Origin of the sequence: Pseudonocardia sp. Ae717_Ps2, assembly GCF_001932475.1 — a bacterium.
Lineage (GTDB): Bacteria > Actinomycetota > Actinomycetes > Mycobacteriales > Pseudonocardiaceae > Pseudonocardia.
Map to the genome: position 1 here is coordinate 1 of NZ_MCIS01000008.1, position 14,544 is coordinate 14,544.

At 69.2% G+C, this 14,544-nt stretch carries 16 protein-coding genes and 1 pseudogene; 13 read left to right on the forward strand and 4 right to left on the reverse strand.

The features are described from left to right. The 7 genes from Ae717Ps2_RS31505 to Ae717Ps2_RS31535 form a co-directional block, all read left to right on the forward strand. Positions 1 to 231, forward strand: a 231-nt coding sequence (locus tag Ae717Ps2_RS31505; protein WP_143510766.1) for a UTRA domain-containing protein, incomplete at its 5' end; no start/stop codon positions are given. A 117-nt stretch (positions 232 to 348) separates the two neighbouring features. Continuing rightward, positions 349 to 756: a hypothetical protein gene (locus tag Ae717Ps2_RS31510; protein ID WP_075334656.1), complete on the forward strand. Its 408-nt coding sequence runs from the start codon at positions 349 to 351 to the stop codon at positions 754 to 756. A gap of 112 nt (positions 757 to 868) precedes the next feature. Continuing rightward, on the forward strand, positions 869 to 1,684 hold the full coding sequence (locus tag Ae717Ps2_RS31515) for an FtsK/SpoIIIE domain-containing protein (protein WP_075334657.1): 816 nt from the start codon (positions 869 to 871) through the stop codon (positions 1,682 to 1,684). Positions 1,685 to 1,728: 44 nt separating this feature from the next. Then, entirely contained in the window at positions 1,729 to 2,031 is a 303-nt protein-coding gene (locus Ae717Ps2_RS31520; protein ID WP_075334658.1) for a hypothetical protein, read from the forward strand. A gap of 1,316 nt (positions 2,032 to 3,347) precedes the next feature. Next, entirely contained in the window at positions 3,348 to 3,653 is a 306-nt protein-coding gene (locus Ae717Ps2_RS31525; RefSeq protein ID WP_075334659.1) for a hypothetical protein, read from the forward strand. Further along, the gene (locus tag Ae717Ps2_RS31530; protein ID WP_075334660.1) at positions 3,653 to 4,066 is read left to right on the forward strand and encodes a hypothetical protein; all 414 of its coding nucleotides are present in this window, start codon (positions 3,653 to 3,655) and stop codon (positions 4,064 to 4,066) included. The genes Ae717Ps2_RS31525 and Ae717Ps2_RS31530 overlap by 1 nt, the downstream gene beginning before the upstream one ends. Before the next feature lie 4 nt (positions 4,067 to 4,070). Beyond that, the gene (locus tag Ae717Ps2_RS31535) at positions 4,071 to 4,304 is read left to right on the forward strand and encodes a hypothetical protein (protein WP_075334661.1); all 234 of its coding nucleotides are present in this window, start codon (positions 4,071 to 4,073) and stop codon (positions 4,302 to 4,304) included. Between the two features lie 1,979 nt (positions 4,305 to 6,283). On the opposite strand, the gene Ae717Ps2_RS39600 is transcribed toward Ae717Ps2_RS31535, so the two are convergent. Beyond that, the gene (locus Ae717Ps2_RS39600; protein WP_233147864.1) at positions 6,284 to 6,553 is read right to left on the reverse strand and encodes a hypothetical protein; all 270 of its coding nucleotides are present in this window, start codon (positions 6,551 to 6,553) and stop codon (positions 6,284 to 6,286) included. An 846-nt stretch (positions 6,554 to 7,399) separates the two neighbouring features. Continuing rightward, positions 7,400 to 7,549: pseudogene (locus Ae717Ps2_RS40655) on the reverse strand (hypothetical protein); the annotation flags it as partial. A gap of 853 nt (positions 7,550 to 8,402) precedes the next feature. Here Ae717Ps2_RS40655 and Ae717Ps2_RS31545 point away from each other — a divergent pair. Both Ae717Ps2_RS31545 and Ae717Ps2_RS31550 read left to right on the forward strand, forming a co-directional pair. After that, the gene (locus tag Ae717Ps2_RS31545) at positions 8,403 to 8,771 is read left to right on the forward strand and encodes a GntR family transcriptional regulator (RefSeq protein WP_075334663.1); all 369 of its coding nucleotides are present in this window, start codon (positions 8,403 to 8,405) and stop codon (positions 8,769 to 8,771) included. A gap of 572 nt (positions 8,772 to 9,343) precedes the next feature. After that, positions 9,344 to 9,826, forward strand: a complete 483-nt coding sequence (locus Ae717Ps2_RS31550; protein WP_075334664.1) for a GntR family transcriptional regulator — start codon at positions 9,344 to 9,346, stop codon at positions 9,824 to 9,826. On the opposite strand, the gene Ae717Ps2_RS31555 is transcribed toward Ae717Ps2_RS31550, so the two are convergent. Continuing rightward, complete coding sequence (locus tag Ae717Ps2_RS31555) at positions 9,801 to 10,061, reverse strand: hypothetical protein (RefSeq protein ID WP_075334665.1); 261 nt, start codon at positions 10,059 to 10,061, stop codon at positions 9,801 to 9,803. The two genes, Ae717Ps2_RS31550 and Ae717Ps2_RS31555, sit on opposite strands and share 26 nt — an antisense overlap. Positions 10,062 to 10,300: 239 nt before the next feature. On the opposite strand from Ae717Ps2_RS31555, the gene Ae717Ps2_RS31560 reads away from it, so the two are divergent. Continuing rightward, complete coding sequence (locus Ae717Ps2_RS31560; RefSeq protein WP_075334666.1) at positions 10,301 to 10,645, forward strand: hypothetical protein; 345 nt, start codon at positions 10,301 to 10,303, stop codon at positions 10,643 to 10,645. A 94-nt stretch (positions 10,646 to 10,739) separates the two neighbouring features. Here Ae717Ps2_RS31560 and Ae717Ps2_RS36775 read toward each other — a convergent pair whose 3' ends face one another. Further along, complete coding sequence (locus Ae717Ps2_RS36775) at positions 10,740 to 11,207, reverse strand: hypothetical protein (RefSeq protein WP_143510768.1); 468 nt, start codon at positions 11,205 to 11,207, stop codon at positions 10,740 to 10,742. Between the two features lie 203 nt (positions 11,208 to 11,410). Between Ae717Ps2_RS36775 and Ae717Ps2_RS36780 the strand changes: the two genes are divergently transcribed. From Ae717Ps2_RS36780 to Ae717Ps2_RS31580, 3 genes are all read left to right on the forward strand, one after another. Then, complete coding sequence (locus Ae717Ps2_RS36780) at positions 11,411 to 11,923, forward strand: hypothetical protein (protein WP_075334668.1); 513 nt, start codon at positions 11,411 to 11,413, stop codon at positions 11,921 to 11,923. Positions 11,924 to 13,006: 1,083 nt separating this feature from the next. Continuing rightward, positions 13,007 to 13,975 carry a protein rep gene (locus tag Ae717Ps2_RS31575; protein ID WP_075334669.1) on the forward strand — a complete coding sequence of 323 codons (969 nt, stop codon included), beginning with the start codon at positions 13,007 to 13,009 and terminating at the stop codon, positions 13,973 to 13,975. Between the two features lie 4 nt (positions 13,976 to 13,979). Continuing rightward, on the forward strand, positions 13,980 to 14,213 hold the full coding sequence (locus Ae717Ps2_RS31580; RefSeq protein ID WP_075334670.1) for a hypothetical protein: 234 nt from the start codon (positions 13,980 to 13,982) through the stop codon (positions 14,211 to 14,213). Positions 14,214 to 14,544 lie beyond the last annotated feature (331 nt).

Here is a 14,544-nt window from a genome sequence, read left to right on the forward strand (position 1 = left end):
GCCTACATCGCCGAGAGGCTGGGCCGGGATCTCACGGGGCACCACCACGTTGTGGGGATCGTCCGCGCGACCGCTCCGGAAGCCGAGTCCCTGCGGGTGGGTGAGGGTGAGCCGCTCCTGCGGATCGTCGACACGATCCAGGTCGAAGGCGGCTGGCCGATCGAGGTGGGCACCTACTGCTACCCGGAGGCGCCGGTGATCGTTACCAGCGAGAGCAGCACGAACCTCTGAGCTTCTGACCTGCGGTTCTCCGTCCTGGACTCCGGTGTTGCGTAGGTGCCTAGGCACCTGTTACCTTGACCTGCATAGGCACCTAAGTACCGGGGCCGCAGACACCAGGAGACGACGATGCGCAGCTACCCGATCGATACCGACCGCGTGACCCTGATCAGCACCGGCACCGTGATTCCGGTGGCGAAGTGGGTGGAGCTGTCCGACGGCTCGCGGCGCCCCGACCCGCAGGGTCGCCAGGAGGTCGACGAGCACGGTCGTGGCTTGTGGCGGGTCGAGGCGATCACCCCGGCCGACCAGGCCGACGAGCGGGACAAGACGGCCGTGGTCGAGATCCTGGTCGCTTCCCACGACCAGCCTGCGGTCGGTGGTTTCGGGCAGCCGCTGCACTTCGAGGGGCTGGTGATGACCCCGGGCTACGTGCAGCGCAAGACCGGGCAGCTCACCCCGCCGCGCTGGTCCGCGGACGGGATCCGCGGTCAGGCCGCTCCGCGCCCGGGCAAGGCGCAGGGCGACGCGGCCTGATCCGCCCGGCCAAGTAGAGAAAGAGACGTCGACCCCGCATTCCCGACCATTTCGGAATGCGGGGCCGCATTCGTGCTGCGCCAAAAAACAATCGCTAGAAATGGGGAGAGAAATGGGATTCTGGACCGCGCGGCAGGAGCGGGCTCTCGACGAGCGAGAGGTCGACGCCCTGTGGTGGGCCTGGCGGCAGGCCTGTGAGGGCGCCGGGCTGTGCACCCGGGTCGACACCGTCACCGGCCCCACCGTGACCGTGCCCCGCCTCGTCGACGTCGTGCTCGGGCCGCCGGTCGTGCTGACGGTGCAGCTGCTCCCGGGTCAGCTGCTCGGCGACCTGCGCCGGGTCGCGCTGCGCATCGCCCCGCACCTGGGCGCCGTCGCCCTGCGGGTCACCGCCCTCGGGCAGATCCACGCCCGCATCGAGCTGCTCGGCGCCGACCCGCTCGACGGCACCGTGGGTCTGCCCCTGCCCGCCGCCCCGGGCCGGGTCCTGCTCGGCCGCGACGAGACCGCCCGGGATCTCGTGCAGTCCTGGGCCGACGACGTCGCCCACACCATCGTTCAAGGCGTCACCCGCTCCGGGAAGTCGGTCTTCACCTACGGGCTGCTGTCCCAGCTCGCCGCCGACCCGCTGGTCACCCTCTGCGGCAGCGACCCCACCGGGCTGCTCTGGCGCCCGTTCGCCGGGATCCGGCACGCCGCGTGGCAGGTCTCCGGCGTCGACGACCTGGCCGCCCACGAAGCGCTCCTGCTGGCCCTGGTCGAGGACATGGACGCCCGGATCTCCTCGATGCCTGCCGACCGTGACACCGTCGAGATCACCCCGGCCCAGCCGCTGCGGGTCGTCCTCGAGGAGCTGGCGCGCTCTACCGGGTCGCCGACGCCGCGTCGACGACCAAGGACCCGATCGGCAAGCGCATCCGCGCCCTGATCGGGCGTCTGCTCGCCGAGGGAGCGAAGGCCGGTTACCGGCTGGTGCTGATCGTGCAGCGCGCCGAGGCCGCGATCGTCGGGGCGTTCGAGCGCGCCATGTGCTCGCTGCGGATCTCCTTCCGCACCGACAACCGGGCGTCGGTCGAGCTGCTGCACCCCGGCGCTCCGGCCGAGCTGGCCGACCAGCACACCGTCGCCTGCCCCGGCGTCGCCCTGCTGTCGGCCCCCGGCGAGGAGCTGACCCGCTTCCGGGCCCCCTACCTGGGCGGATACCCCGAGTACGTCGCCGCGGTCAGGGCGGCATGCCCGCCGGACCAGAGCGGCCCCGTCGCGATCGCGGCCTGAGCTCGTGCAGATCGACCCGACCGCTCCCGGCGTGTCGCCCCTGATCGGGGCCCGCCGGGGCCACTGTCGGACCCCAGGAAAGCCGAGAGCCCCAGGCGCGCGAACGCCCAGGGCTCTGCACCAGCGGCGGACCGAGTCGATGTCCCTGCAAAGGAGAGGTCTTCCGCTGTGGCTGATCGCCACGGTACGGGCACCGGAGACGGTGCACCACGCCGACACACACACGACGCCCGATCGGCCGTCTCCGGCGCGCTCAGAGGTGCCCGTGGCGATGCCCTGGCCCCTGCTGCAGCCGGAGCCGGGCCGCGCGGCGCCGGAGGCGCAAGCGCGGGCCCGGCGGCCGAGCGCAGCGAGGCCCTTGTGCAGATCGACCCGACCGCTCCCGGCGTGTCGCCCCTGATCGGGGCCCGCCGGGGGCCACTGTCGGACCCCAGGAAAGCCGAGAGCCCCAGGCGCGCGAACGCCCAGGGCTGCACCAGCGGCGGACCGAGTCGATGTCCCTGCAAAGGAGAGGTCTTCCGCTGTGGCTGATCGCCACGGTACGGGCACCGGAGACGGTGCACCACGCCGACACACACACGACGCCCGATCGGCCGTCTCCGGCGCGCTCAGATGGGTGCCCGTGGCGATGCCCTGGCCCCTGCTGCAGCCGGAGCCGGGCCGCGCGGCGCCGGAGCGCAAGCGCGGCCCGGCGGCCGAGCGGCAGCGAGGCCCTGGGCATTTCACGAACAACTCTCCGCTGCAGGCAGGACGGCCACGACCAGGTCCGGCGTGAGGTGCAGAGCTGGCTCCCCTCCGTGAGACCCTGCCAAGCTCGACCGCACGGACCCGATCGCGGTGCAGGACCGGGGGCAGTGATCGCCGGGCTGAGCGGTGGGCGACCGCAAGGGGGTTGCGGCAGGTCGCGCAGGGCCGGACCGCGAGCTGCGGGGCTCCCCGGGGCGCCGGACCGGCTGGTCTCTTGCGGGTCACGACGCCACCGGTACCCCGGCCCAGGGCTCGACCGGCGCCACCGGCCGGGTCGCCGGGTTCTCCGGGCTCTGGTCCTGCGGCTCGGTCTGGATGTGCCCCGAGTGCTCCGGTCAAGGATCGCGGCCAAGCGCTCGAGGAGGTCGGGAAGGTCCTGGGCCACCACGTCGGCACGGCGGGGTCCCGCTGCTGGTCACCCTCACGATGCGCCACCACCCGCGAGCACTCCCTGGCCGAGTGTTGGCCGCGCTGACCAGGGGTGGGGAGCGGTCACCGGGGCCGCGCCGCCCAGCGCGACTACGCCGCTGGCCTGCGGGGATGGGTCCGCGCTTTGGAGGTCCCGCTCGATGGACAACGGCTGGCACGTCCACGTGCACGCCCTGATCGTCGTTGAGCAGACCATGTCCGACGACGCCGTCGACGCCATGACCGGGAGCTGGTTCGCCCGTTGGTCGGCCGGTCTGGTGCGGGCCGGGATGCCCGCCCCGACCCTGGAGCACGGTCTCGACGTCCAGCGCGTCGACCTCGGATCCGCCGGCCTTTCCGAGACTTCCGGAGCCTGGGCCCGCTACCTCTGCAAGGGCCTGGCCTCCGAGGCCGTGATGGGCTCGACCAAGGCCGGCGCGGCACCTCCCGCTCGATCTACGAGCTGATGCACGACGCCACCGTGGGCCGCCGGATGGAGAACCCCGACACCGGCAGGTCGTGCAGCTCGCCGACCTGCACGCCCGCCACCTGCTCCGCGAGTAGAGGAGCTGATCCGCGGACGCCGTCAGCTCACCTGGTCCAGCGTGACCACGACCTGCGCTGCGACGTCGTCGACCTTGACGAGGAGCAGACCGACGAGGAGATCGTCGCCGTTGAGTTGGAGGGCGAGAACGTTGCGGTCCTGCCCTCGCACTCGTGGAAGATCGTCGAGTCCCGCGCGGCCGAGCTGCTCGACGTCACTGAGCGCCACGGCGTCGACGCCGCCGAGCTTGGCTCGACGACCTTCGGCGTCGAGTGGTGGCTACCGACCCGCCTCACCGACGCCCGGCGGCCGGGTGTCCTACCCGGAGAGGATTGACCTGATGGACCAGGACGTCGCCCGCGAGCGAATCGACGAGCTAGTGCAACGGATGAGCCCGTTGTCCGACGGCCGCCGGCGGATCAGGTTCACGAAGAAGGGCCGGAGTGCTGACCCCACGGCAGCCCTGCACGCCCTCGCCGTCGACGACTACGAGGTCGCGATCATGCGCAACGCCGAGACCGGACGCACCTGGTTCGAGGCCCGGTTCGTCTGGCCGCACCGGCCCCTCTGCTGACCGCTACCACCGCCACGCTCCTCGCACCTATGCATTGGAAATGATCTTGAGGCGACGGGCCGCACCGAACGCATGTCGTCGATACGACGACTAGCGGCCAGCAGGGTCAAGGAGACGTTTCTCGCCCCCGGACATGAACATGTCCTTGATGCCCGCTAGGGCCTCCGTCGACGGGCCCCGGCCTACGCCGGGACGTGACGTTCTGTGACCGGACTCGCGCGCCACGCTGACCAGGCAATCAATGATGCATAGGTCTTGTGAGACTTGATCTTGAGCCCCAGCGCTCTCAGCCACGCCAGCGCAGCAGCGCGAGCACGGCGTTGTTGACCGATCCACGGTCAACAACCACCAGCAACAACCACCAGGACCGCCAGCCCCTATGCATCCACTGATGATCTTCAGTCGGGGGTGCGGTCTGGGTGGCCGCCGGTGGCGGCCGGGCGGTGGTCCGGGCCGTCGAGTGGTGGCTCTTGAGGGTCGGGCGAGCGAGATGTTTCACTCAGCTGGTGATGATTGGAAAATCTGGACAACGAATGGTCTTGCCCGTAGCGAAGGTGATTTTTGCTGCAGGGATGGCGATGTTTTTGTTATTGAGTGTTTCTTCTGCTGCAATGGCGCAGGATTCGGGGGAAGTGGATCGGGTTGAGGTAGGTTCGCCTGATGGGCTTGCTCATCTTGTGCTCGAGTTTGATAGGCCGTTGCCGCAGAGTGAAGCAGAGAAGATCCGTTCTCGCTTCACGAGTGTTACTTCTTTCGAGGCTCAAGATTATCAGCGAGTTGAAACCCTGGGCTGCCATAGAGGGTTTGACCGATCAGATCGGAATGGGGTTCTGTCGCTTCAGTTCACGTGTCTGCCGTCGCACGGAGTGGTTGCGTGGGGATATAGACTGTCTCCGGCGGTGAAGTCGACAGTTGTTGGACCGGTGACAGAAAGGGGTCTGCAGTGTGGCAGAACGGCGCGAAGAGGCCGAGTAACTCTAGTCATGTAGAGTCGGCGGACTATATTTTTCACGGTTCGATGAATCCGGTGTTTGTGAACGACGTCCTTGACTATCAGGATCTCTTCACGTATCGCCACAATCTGGGCGGTGGTGGTACTGCAAAGCTAGTATTCGCTGGTTCTTTACGGTTGACGTATTGATGAATGAGGAGCAGGGGCCTTCTTTTCGGTCGTGGATTTTTTTGACGACGAGGAAGATCAGGTCTTAGAAGTTGCGGCGGGTGTTGATGAGGCTCGGGCGCGGCGGCTAGCGGAAGGAGTTCTTCGAGACTTGGGGCTGACCGCGTTGGGCTGGGAAGTGCGTGGTGTTTTTGTGGCGTCGCCGTCTCCGTGTCGTCGCCGCGCCCGGGCCTTGAAATGGGGACGGACCTTGCAGTTGAGATCGACTCGGGTAGGGATGTCAGCGGCGCGTTTGTTGCTGAGAGTGTCGCGGTGCACTTCACGACTTCGGTTGCTCACGAGGTGGCGTGTGTGGCGACTGCCGAGCAGATTCAAGATCGTGTTCTGGAGTTGGAGTGCGGGGTTCCTCGTCCTACTTGCCCGCGGCATCCGCATCCGTTGATGCCGCGCATGGTGGAGGGGGTTCCGTCGTGGGAGTGCCCTCGTGATCCAAGCCACTACAGCGTCCCGATGTCTGGGACGTGACTGGACTGTCGCGCTGTTGCGGAGCCGAGGCTTTCCCGCTCACTGAGGTGTTCTCAGTAGCGGGGTGGGAGGTTGTGGCGACACGCCGAGGGGGTGAGATGAGCGGGAACGGGGCAGGACCCCGGTAGATCGGGTCGGTCCAGCACAGATCGACACCGTCACCGAGGTCCTGCATGTCTGATCCTGTCACCTACACCGCTGTCCTCCCGATCGGGGAGCACACCGTGGCCTATCTGGCGCGGCTTCTGGTCCTTCAACGCCGTCGAGGTGGCACCCGGCGGCGGGCGTTGACCCCGTTCGCGCAGGCAGTGGCGATCCTCTCGGGGGAAGCTCGTTAGACCGGGCTGATGCCGGTCTCGGCGTTGGCGTGCTGGCAGAAGACGATCACCCGGTCGCCGTCCGGCCCCCGGTAGATCGTCGCGTCGTCGGCGTCGGTCAGGTGGGGGACCGGGACGCCGTCGAGGTGTTGCACGCTGTGGTCCAGGGCGGCGGGAACCGGTCGGTGATCAGCTCGGGTCACCGGGGTCGGCGCGCCGATCGTTCCGACCACCTGATCGCGCAGGCTGGCGTCATCGGCGGCGAGCAGCAGCAGCGCGGACAGCACCTCCGATCTTGTCGACGTGCCGCCCGAGGTCGCCGCGCGCGATTCCGGGTCACCTGTTCGAACGCGTCCACGACGTCGTCGTCGAGCATCGCCGTGTACTTCGACCCGGCCCCGCTTCGCCGGGGGCACCGGACGGGGCTCCGCGGGGTCAGTACCGGCTCGGTCACCGCCGCAGGCTCCGGCATCGTGATCTGGTCCGAGTGCTGCGGGTGTTCCACCGCACCACCGGCGCTGTCGTCGGATCGACGACGGGTCGCCCCGGCGGCTGCCGCGAGGACTCCGGCGGGCCCCGGCCCGCTTCCGCTCCGCCATCACGAGGTCTCCTTGATCAGTTCGTCGGAGCACCAGCTCGTAGTCGCCCAACTGCTCGGGTGCGGTCCCCCGGGCCACCGCGAACTCCACGAGGTGGCGCACCTGCGCGGTCATCGTCGGGATGTCCTCGCCCTCGGCCACGTCCGCGCCTCGCTCCCGGACCTCCACCGGCTGTCGACGTCGACCAGCAGCAGCGACGCGGTCAGCGGGGACAGAGAGTCTGCCTCGGCCGCGAGCTCGAAGACCTGCTCGATCGCTGCCAGGTCCGCCCCGGTCGGCCGCACCGGCACGATCAGGTGCTCGGACAGCGTGAGGGCCCTGCCGCAACAGGTTCGGGTTCTTCGGCCCGGCGTCGAGGATCACGTGGGTGTAGTCGTCGAGCATTGGTCGGAGCTGGCGGGCCAGGTGCCGGTCGGCTGCCTCGATGACGATGCACCGATCCGCTGGCCAATCCTTGGCGAGCTGCGACCAGGCCAACGCACCGTCTTGGTCCGGGTCGGCGTCGACGAGCAGCGTCCGCCCGGACCGGGCCAGCCCGAGCGCCAGGTGCACGGCCGTCGTCGTCTTCCCGGTGCCGCCCTTGAGGTGTCCCACGGTGAGTCTCATGACCACTCCCGTCGTTGTCGTCGTATCGTCGACGTTACCGTCATGACGGTGTGACGTCTGTGCGGCACCCCGTCGCATGTCCCCGGTCGTCGTCCGCCTGGTCGCGGCCGTGAGTCGGGGTCCACCGCTTCTGCATCGCCTGCCGGCCGCCGAGCTGCCCGTCGACCGCCTCGGCGACCTGCTCCCAGGTCATACCTTCTGCCCCCCATTTCAGGGTGCGCAGCAAATCCCGCTCGTATCTATCGGCAGCACTACGCAGCGATTCACACATAGCGAAAAGAGCGGCAGGCTCACCCTCGCTGAAATCGTATTCTTCGTCATCTTTGATGCGAATATAAAATGCATCAAGATATTCGGATGCGACTTTTCGCGATAGTGTCGCTGTGCTCGATCTCGCCTCGTGGAAAAAACCTCTCGCAGCCGGTCAATCGCCTTCCCCGTGTCCATATGTAAATTATACGACGACAGCGCCGTCACGTCATGTCAACCTAACAACGACATTGCCCGTCGAACCGTCTTGCCGTCTTGACGGCCAACCGTTGATGTCGTTGATACGACGACACACCCGTCTAGCCTGTCGCCAGACAGGTGGTGTCCTCGGAGGTTGGGTCTGCGGTCACGTCGGCGCGCTTGCGCCTGCACGGCCGTCGTGGGGCCCGCAACATCTCGGCTCGACCGGCGGTCGAGCTGCCCAGGCTTGCGGGTCCTGCGGCGGCCGTGCTGCCCTCCGGGCCGACGTGAGCGCAGGGCCAGCCGGAGCCGCCCCCAGCCACCCCGCCCACCTGCTCGGCCGCAGGCTCCTCGGACTGCGGGAGCTGAGGCGCACCACGCAGTGGCCGCCGAGGCATGGGTTAGGGCCCCGCCTACTAGGGAATATCCCGTTTAGCGGTATGCTTGTGTACATAAGCAGACAAGTTAGGAGGTGGCATCGATGGTGCTGAACCCGAAGGCGTCCACGCCGCTCTACCAGCAGGTGGCCGATATCCTGCGGGGCCGGATCACCGAGGGCACCTATGGACCAGGCAGCAAGCTCCCCAGCGAGTCCGAGCTGATCGAGGAGCTTGCCTCGGCTACTCGTCCGACCATCCGCCGGGGTCTGGCGATCCTGGTGCAGGAGGGCCTGACCGAGTCCCGCCAGGGCAAGGGCGTGTTTCGTTCGCGAGGTGCCGCCGGTCATCGCCGTCCGGAACAGCCGGTTCTCGCGGAGGCTCGTGCTCAGGCAAGGGCGCTCTTGCCGCTGAGGCCGGAGGCTCTGGGCCTGAGTGGCGCTCCGAGGAACTGTCCCCGGTCGAGACGGTGACGGTCCTCTTCTGAGGTCGCAGGTCATCGGCGAGGACGAGGCGGTCGTCAAGCGCCGGCGGATGTGGGTTGGTGGTGTCCCGACCCAGCTCGCGGACTCCTCATCCCGGCCAGCGTCGACCGGCAGATCGGCTACTCCGCCGGTCAGACGGCTCCCGGCGGCATCTACGGCCTATTGGAGGCCAACGGCACGAGATCGTCCGCTACCGCGAGCGGCTGCGGGCGCGCCTCGCGACGCCAAGAGGAGGCGATCGCGCTGGACCTCCCACTAGGAGCTCCAGTCGTGGTCCTGGCCCACCACGCCATCGACCAGGACGGCAAGGTCGTCGAGTACTTCGATCGGTCGCGGCGGCTGACCGGCACATCTACGACTACGAGTTCGACGCCCCGGCGTAGGTCGTTCTCGGCAGGTCAGGGGCGGGGTCCAATAGCGGACCCCGCCCTTCCAGCGGACCGCGGGAGCGGAGGGCACCGCGCGCTGGTCCGTCGGGAGGCCTGCTGTTGCGTTGGTACCTAGGTATCATGTAGCCATAGGCACCCTGGTAGTAGAGAGAAGTGGAAGGAACACTCGAAATGGCAGTCCACAAGTTGGCCCGGGCCGAGGCCCCTTATATGCAGATCGCCCCGGTCGATTTCGGAGAGAATCGCCAGGGTGAACTGTCTCCGGGTGACAGGCTCCCGACCGGAGTTCAGATTCAGGAGGATTGGGGAGTTAGCCGGGCAACGGCTAACAAGGTTGCGGCGCAACTCCGAAACACCGGCCTGGCCTACACTGAGCCCGGTATTGGTCTGATCGTCGCCTCCGGGTCCTCGACCACCGGTGTCACCCCGGATGCGATGTGGCGCCGGATGCTCAGCGGTGGCCCCATCTACCTGCCTAACGAGCGCAGCGAACCACCGTCGGAACGGCGCCGGGGGAGCGATGCACCAGAGATCGTTCTCGCCTGCCTTGACGCCACGGTCGCGTCCCAGCTTGTCTACCGGCGGCGCGTGATCTACCGGGACGATCAGCCCGTACACCGTCGCGACCTCATGGTTCCTGCCCGCCCTCCTTGACCAGCAGGTCGACGTCACCGCCCGGCTGCTCGACGACGACTCGATCCCGGAGGGGTCGCCGGCCTACATCGCCGAGAGGCTGGGCCGGGATCTCACGGGGCACCACCACGTTGTGGGGATCGTCCGCGCGACCGCTCCGGAAGCCGAGTCCCTGCGGGTGGGTGAGGGTGAGCCGCTCCTGCGGATCGTCGACCACGATCCAGGTCGAAGGCGGCTGGCCGATCGAGGTGGGCACCTACTGCTACCCGGAGGCGCCGGTGATCGTTACCAGCGAGAGCAGCACGAACCTCTGAGCTTCTGACCTGCGGTTCTCCGTCCTGGACTCCGGTGTTGCGTAGGTGCCTAGGCACCTGTTACCTTGACCTGCATAGGCACCTAAGTACCGGGGCCGCAGACACCAGGAGACGACGATGCGCAGCTACCCGATCGATACCGACCGCGTGACCCTGATCAGCACCGGCACCGTGATTCCGGGTGGCGAAGTGGGTGGAGCTGTCCGACGGCTCGCGGCGCCCCGACCCGCAGGGTCGCCAGGAGGTCGACGAGCACGGTCGTGGCTTGTGGCGGGTCGAGGCGATCACCCCGGCCGACCAGGCCGACGAGCGGGACAAGACGGCCGTGGTCGAGATCCTGGTCGCTTCCCACGACCAGCCTGCGGTCGGTGGTTTCGGGCAGCCGCTGCACTTCGAGGGGCTGGTGATGACCCCGGGCTACGTGCAGCGCAAGACCGGGCAGCTCACCCCGCCGCGCTGGTCCGCGGACGGGATCCGCGGTCAGGCCGCTCCGCGCCCGGGCAAGGCGCAGGGCGACGCGGCCTGATCCGCCCGGCCAAGTAGAGAAAGAGACGTCGACCCCGCATTCCCGACCATTTCGGAATGCGGGGCCGCATTCGTGCTGCGCCAAAAAACAATCGCTAGAAATGGGGAGAGAAATGGGATTCTGGACCGCGCGGCAGGAGCGGGCTCTCGACGAGCGAGAGGTCGACGCCCTGTGGTGGGCCTGGCGGCAGGCCTGTGAGGGCGCCGGGCTGTGCACCCGGGTCGACACCGTCACCGGCCCCACCGTGACCGTGCCCCGCCTCGTCGACGTCGTGCTCGGGCCGCCGGTCGTGCTGACGGTGCAGCTGCTCCCGGGTCAGCTGCTCGGCGACCTGCGCCGGGTCGCGCTGCGCATCGCCCCGCACCTGGGCGCCGTCGCCCTGCGGGTCACCGCCCTCGGGCAGATCCACGCCCGCATCGAGCTGCTCGGCGCCGACCCGCTCGACGGCACCGTGGGTCTGCCCCTGCCCGCCGCCCCGGGCCGGGTCCTGCTCGGCCGCGACGAGACCGCCCGGGATCTCGTGCAGTCCTGGGCCGACGACGTCGCCCACACCATCGTTCAAGGCGTCACCCGCTCCGGGAAGTCGGTCTTCACCTACGGGCTGCTGTCCCAGCTCGCCGCCGACCCGCTGGTCACCCTCTGCGGCAGCGACCCCCCGGGCTGCTCTGGCGCCCGTTCGCCGGGATCCGGCACGCCGCGTGGCAGGTCTCCGGCGTCGACGACCTGGCCGCCCACGAAGCGCTCCTGCTGGCCCTGGTCGAGGACATGGACGCCCGGATCTCCTCGATGCCTGCCGACCGTGACACCGTCGAGATCACCCCGGCCCAGCCGCTGCGGGTCGTCGTCCTCGAGGAGCTGGCCGCGCTCTACCGGGTCGCCGACGCCGCGTCGACGACCAAGGACCCGATCGGCAAGCGCATCCGCGCCCTGATCGGGCGTCTGCTCGCCGAGGGAGCGAAGGCCGGTTACCGGCTGGTGCTGATCGTGCAGCGCGCCGAGGCCGCGATCGTCGGGGCGTTCGAGCGCGCCATGTGCTCGCTGCGGATCTCCTTCCGCACCGACAACCGGGCGTCGGTCGAGCTGCTGCACCCCGGCGCTCCGGCCGAGCTGGCCGACCAGCACACCGTCGCCTGCCCCGGCGTCGCCCTGCTGTCGGCCCCCGGCGAGGAGCTGACCCGCTTCCGGGCCCCCTACCTGGGCGGATACCCCGAGTACGTCGCCGCGGTCAGGGCGGCATGCCCGCCGGACCAGAGCGGCCCCGTCGCGATCGCGGCCTGAGCTCGTGCAGATCGACCCGACCGCTCCCGGCGTGTCGCCCCTGATCGGGGCCCGCCGGGGGCCACTGTCGGACCCCAGGAAAGCCGAGAGCCCCAGGCGCGCGAACGCCCAGGGCTCTGCACCAGCGGCGGACCGAGTCGATGTCCCTGCAAAGGAGAGGTCTTCCGCTGTGGCTGATCGCCACGGTACGGGCACCGGAGACGGTGCACCACGCCGACACACACACGACGCCCGATCGGCCGTCTCCGGCGCGCTCAGAGGTGCCCGTGGCGATGCCCTGGCCCCTGCTGCAGCCGGAGCCGGGCCGCGCGGCGCCGGAGGCGCAAGCGCGGGCCCGGCGGCCGAGCGCAGCGAGGCCCTTGTGCAGATCGACCCGACCGCTCCCGGCGTGTCGCCCCTGATCGGGGCCCGCCGGGGGCCACTGTCGGACCCCAGGAAAGCCGAGAGCCCCAGGCGCGCGAACGCCCAGGGCTCTGCACCAGCGGCGGACCGAGTCGATGTCCCTGCAAAGGAGAGGTCTTCCGCTGTGGCTGATCGCCACGGTACGGGCACCGGAGACGGTGCACCACGCCGACACACACACGACGCCCGATCGGCCGTCTCCGGCGCGCTCAGAGGTGCCCGTGGCGATGCCCTGGCCCCTGCTGCAGCCGGAGCCGGGCCGCGCGGCGCCGGAGGCGCAAGCGCGGGCCCGGCGGCCGAGCGCAGCGAGGCCCTTGGCACTTTCACGAACAACTCTTCCGCTGCAGGTCAGGACGGCCACGACCAGGTCCGGCGTGAGGTGCAGAGCTGGCTCACCCTCCGTGAGACCCTGCCCAAGCTCGACCGCACGGACCCGATCGCGGTGCAGGACCGGCGCAGTGATCGCCGGGCTGAGCGGTGGGCGATCCGCAAGGGGTTGCGGCAGGTCGCGCAGGGCCGGACCGCGAGCTGCGGGCTCCCCGGCGGCCGCCCGGACGGCTCGGTCGTCTTGCGGGTCACCGACGCCACCGGTACCCCGGCCCAGGGCTCGACCGGCGCCACCGGCCGGGTCGCCGGGTTCTCCGGGCTCTGGTCCTGCGGCTCGGTCTGGATGTGCCCCGAGTGCTCGGTCAAGATCGCGGCCAGCGCTCGGAGGAGGTCGGGAAGGTCCTGGGCCACCACGTCGGCACCGGCGGGGTCCCGCTGCTGGTCACCCTCACGATGCGCCACCACCGCGAGCACTCCCTGGCCGAGTGCTTGGCCGCGCTGACCAAGGGGTGGGGAGCGGTCACCGGGGGCCGCGCCGCCCAGCGCGACTACGCCGCTGGCCTGCGGGGATGGGTCCGCGCTTTGGAGGTCACCCGCTCGATGGACAACGGCTGGCACGTCCACGTGCACGCCCTGATCGTCGTTGAGCAGACCATGTCCGACGACGCCGTCGACGCCATGACCGGGAGCTGGTTCGCCCGTTGGTCGGCCGGTCTGGTGCGGGCCGGGATGCCCGCCCCGACCCTGGAGCACGGTCTCGACGTCCAGCGCGTCGACCTCGGATCCGCCGGCCTTTCCGAGACTTCCGGAGCCTGGGCCCGCTACCTCTGCAAGGGCCTGGCCTCCGAGGCCGTGATGGGCTCGACCAAGGCCGCGCGCGGCACCTCCCGCTCGATCTACGAGCTGATGCACGACGCCACCGTGGGCCGCCGGATGGAGAACCCCGACACCGGCCAGGTCGTGCAGCTCGCCGACCTGCACGCCCGCCACCTGCTCCGCGAGTACGAGGAGCTGATCCGCGGACGCCGTCAGCTCACCTGGTCCCAGCGTGACCACGACCTGCGCTGCGACGTCGTCGACCTTGACGAGGAGCAGACCGACGAGGAGATCGTCGCCGTTGAGTTGGAGGGCGAGAACGTTGCGGTCCTGCCCTCGCACTCGTGGAAGATCGTCGAGTCCCGCGCGGCCGAGCTGCTCGACGTCACTGAGCGCCACGGCGTCGACGCCGCCCGAGCTTGGCTCGACGACCTCGGCGTCGAGTGGTGGCTACCGACCCGCCTCACCGACGCCCGGCGGCCGGGTGTCCTACCCGGAGAGGATTGACCTGATGGACCAGGACGTCGCCCGCGAGCGAATCGACGAGCTAGTGCAACGGATGAGCCCGTTGTCCGACGGCCGCCGCCGGATCAGGTTCACGAAGAAGGGCCGGAGTGCTGACCCCACGGCAGCCCTGCACGCCCTCGCCGTCGACGACTACGAGGTCGCGATCATGCGCAACGCCGAGACCGGACGCACCTGGTTCGAGGCCCGGTTCGTCTGGCCGCACCGGCCCTCTGCCTGACCGCTACCACCGCCACCGCTCCTCGCACCTATGCATTGGAAATGATCTTGAGGGCGACGGGCCGCACCGAACGCATGTCGTCGATACGACGACTAGCGGCCAGCAGGGTCAAGGAGACGTTCTCGCCCCCGGACATGAACATGTCCTTGATGCCCGCTAGGGCCTCCGTCGACGGGCCCCGGCCTACGCCGGGACGTGACGTTCTGTGACCGACTCGCGCGCCACGCTGACCAGGCAATCAATGATGCATAGGTCTTGTGAGACTTGATCTTGAGCCCCAGCGCTCTCAGCCACGCCAGCGCAGCAGCGCGAGCACGGCGTTGTTGACCGA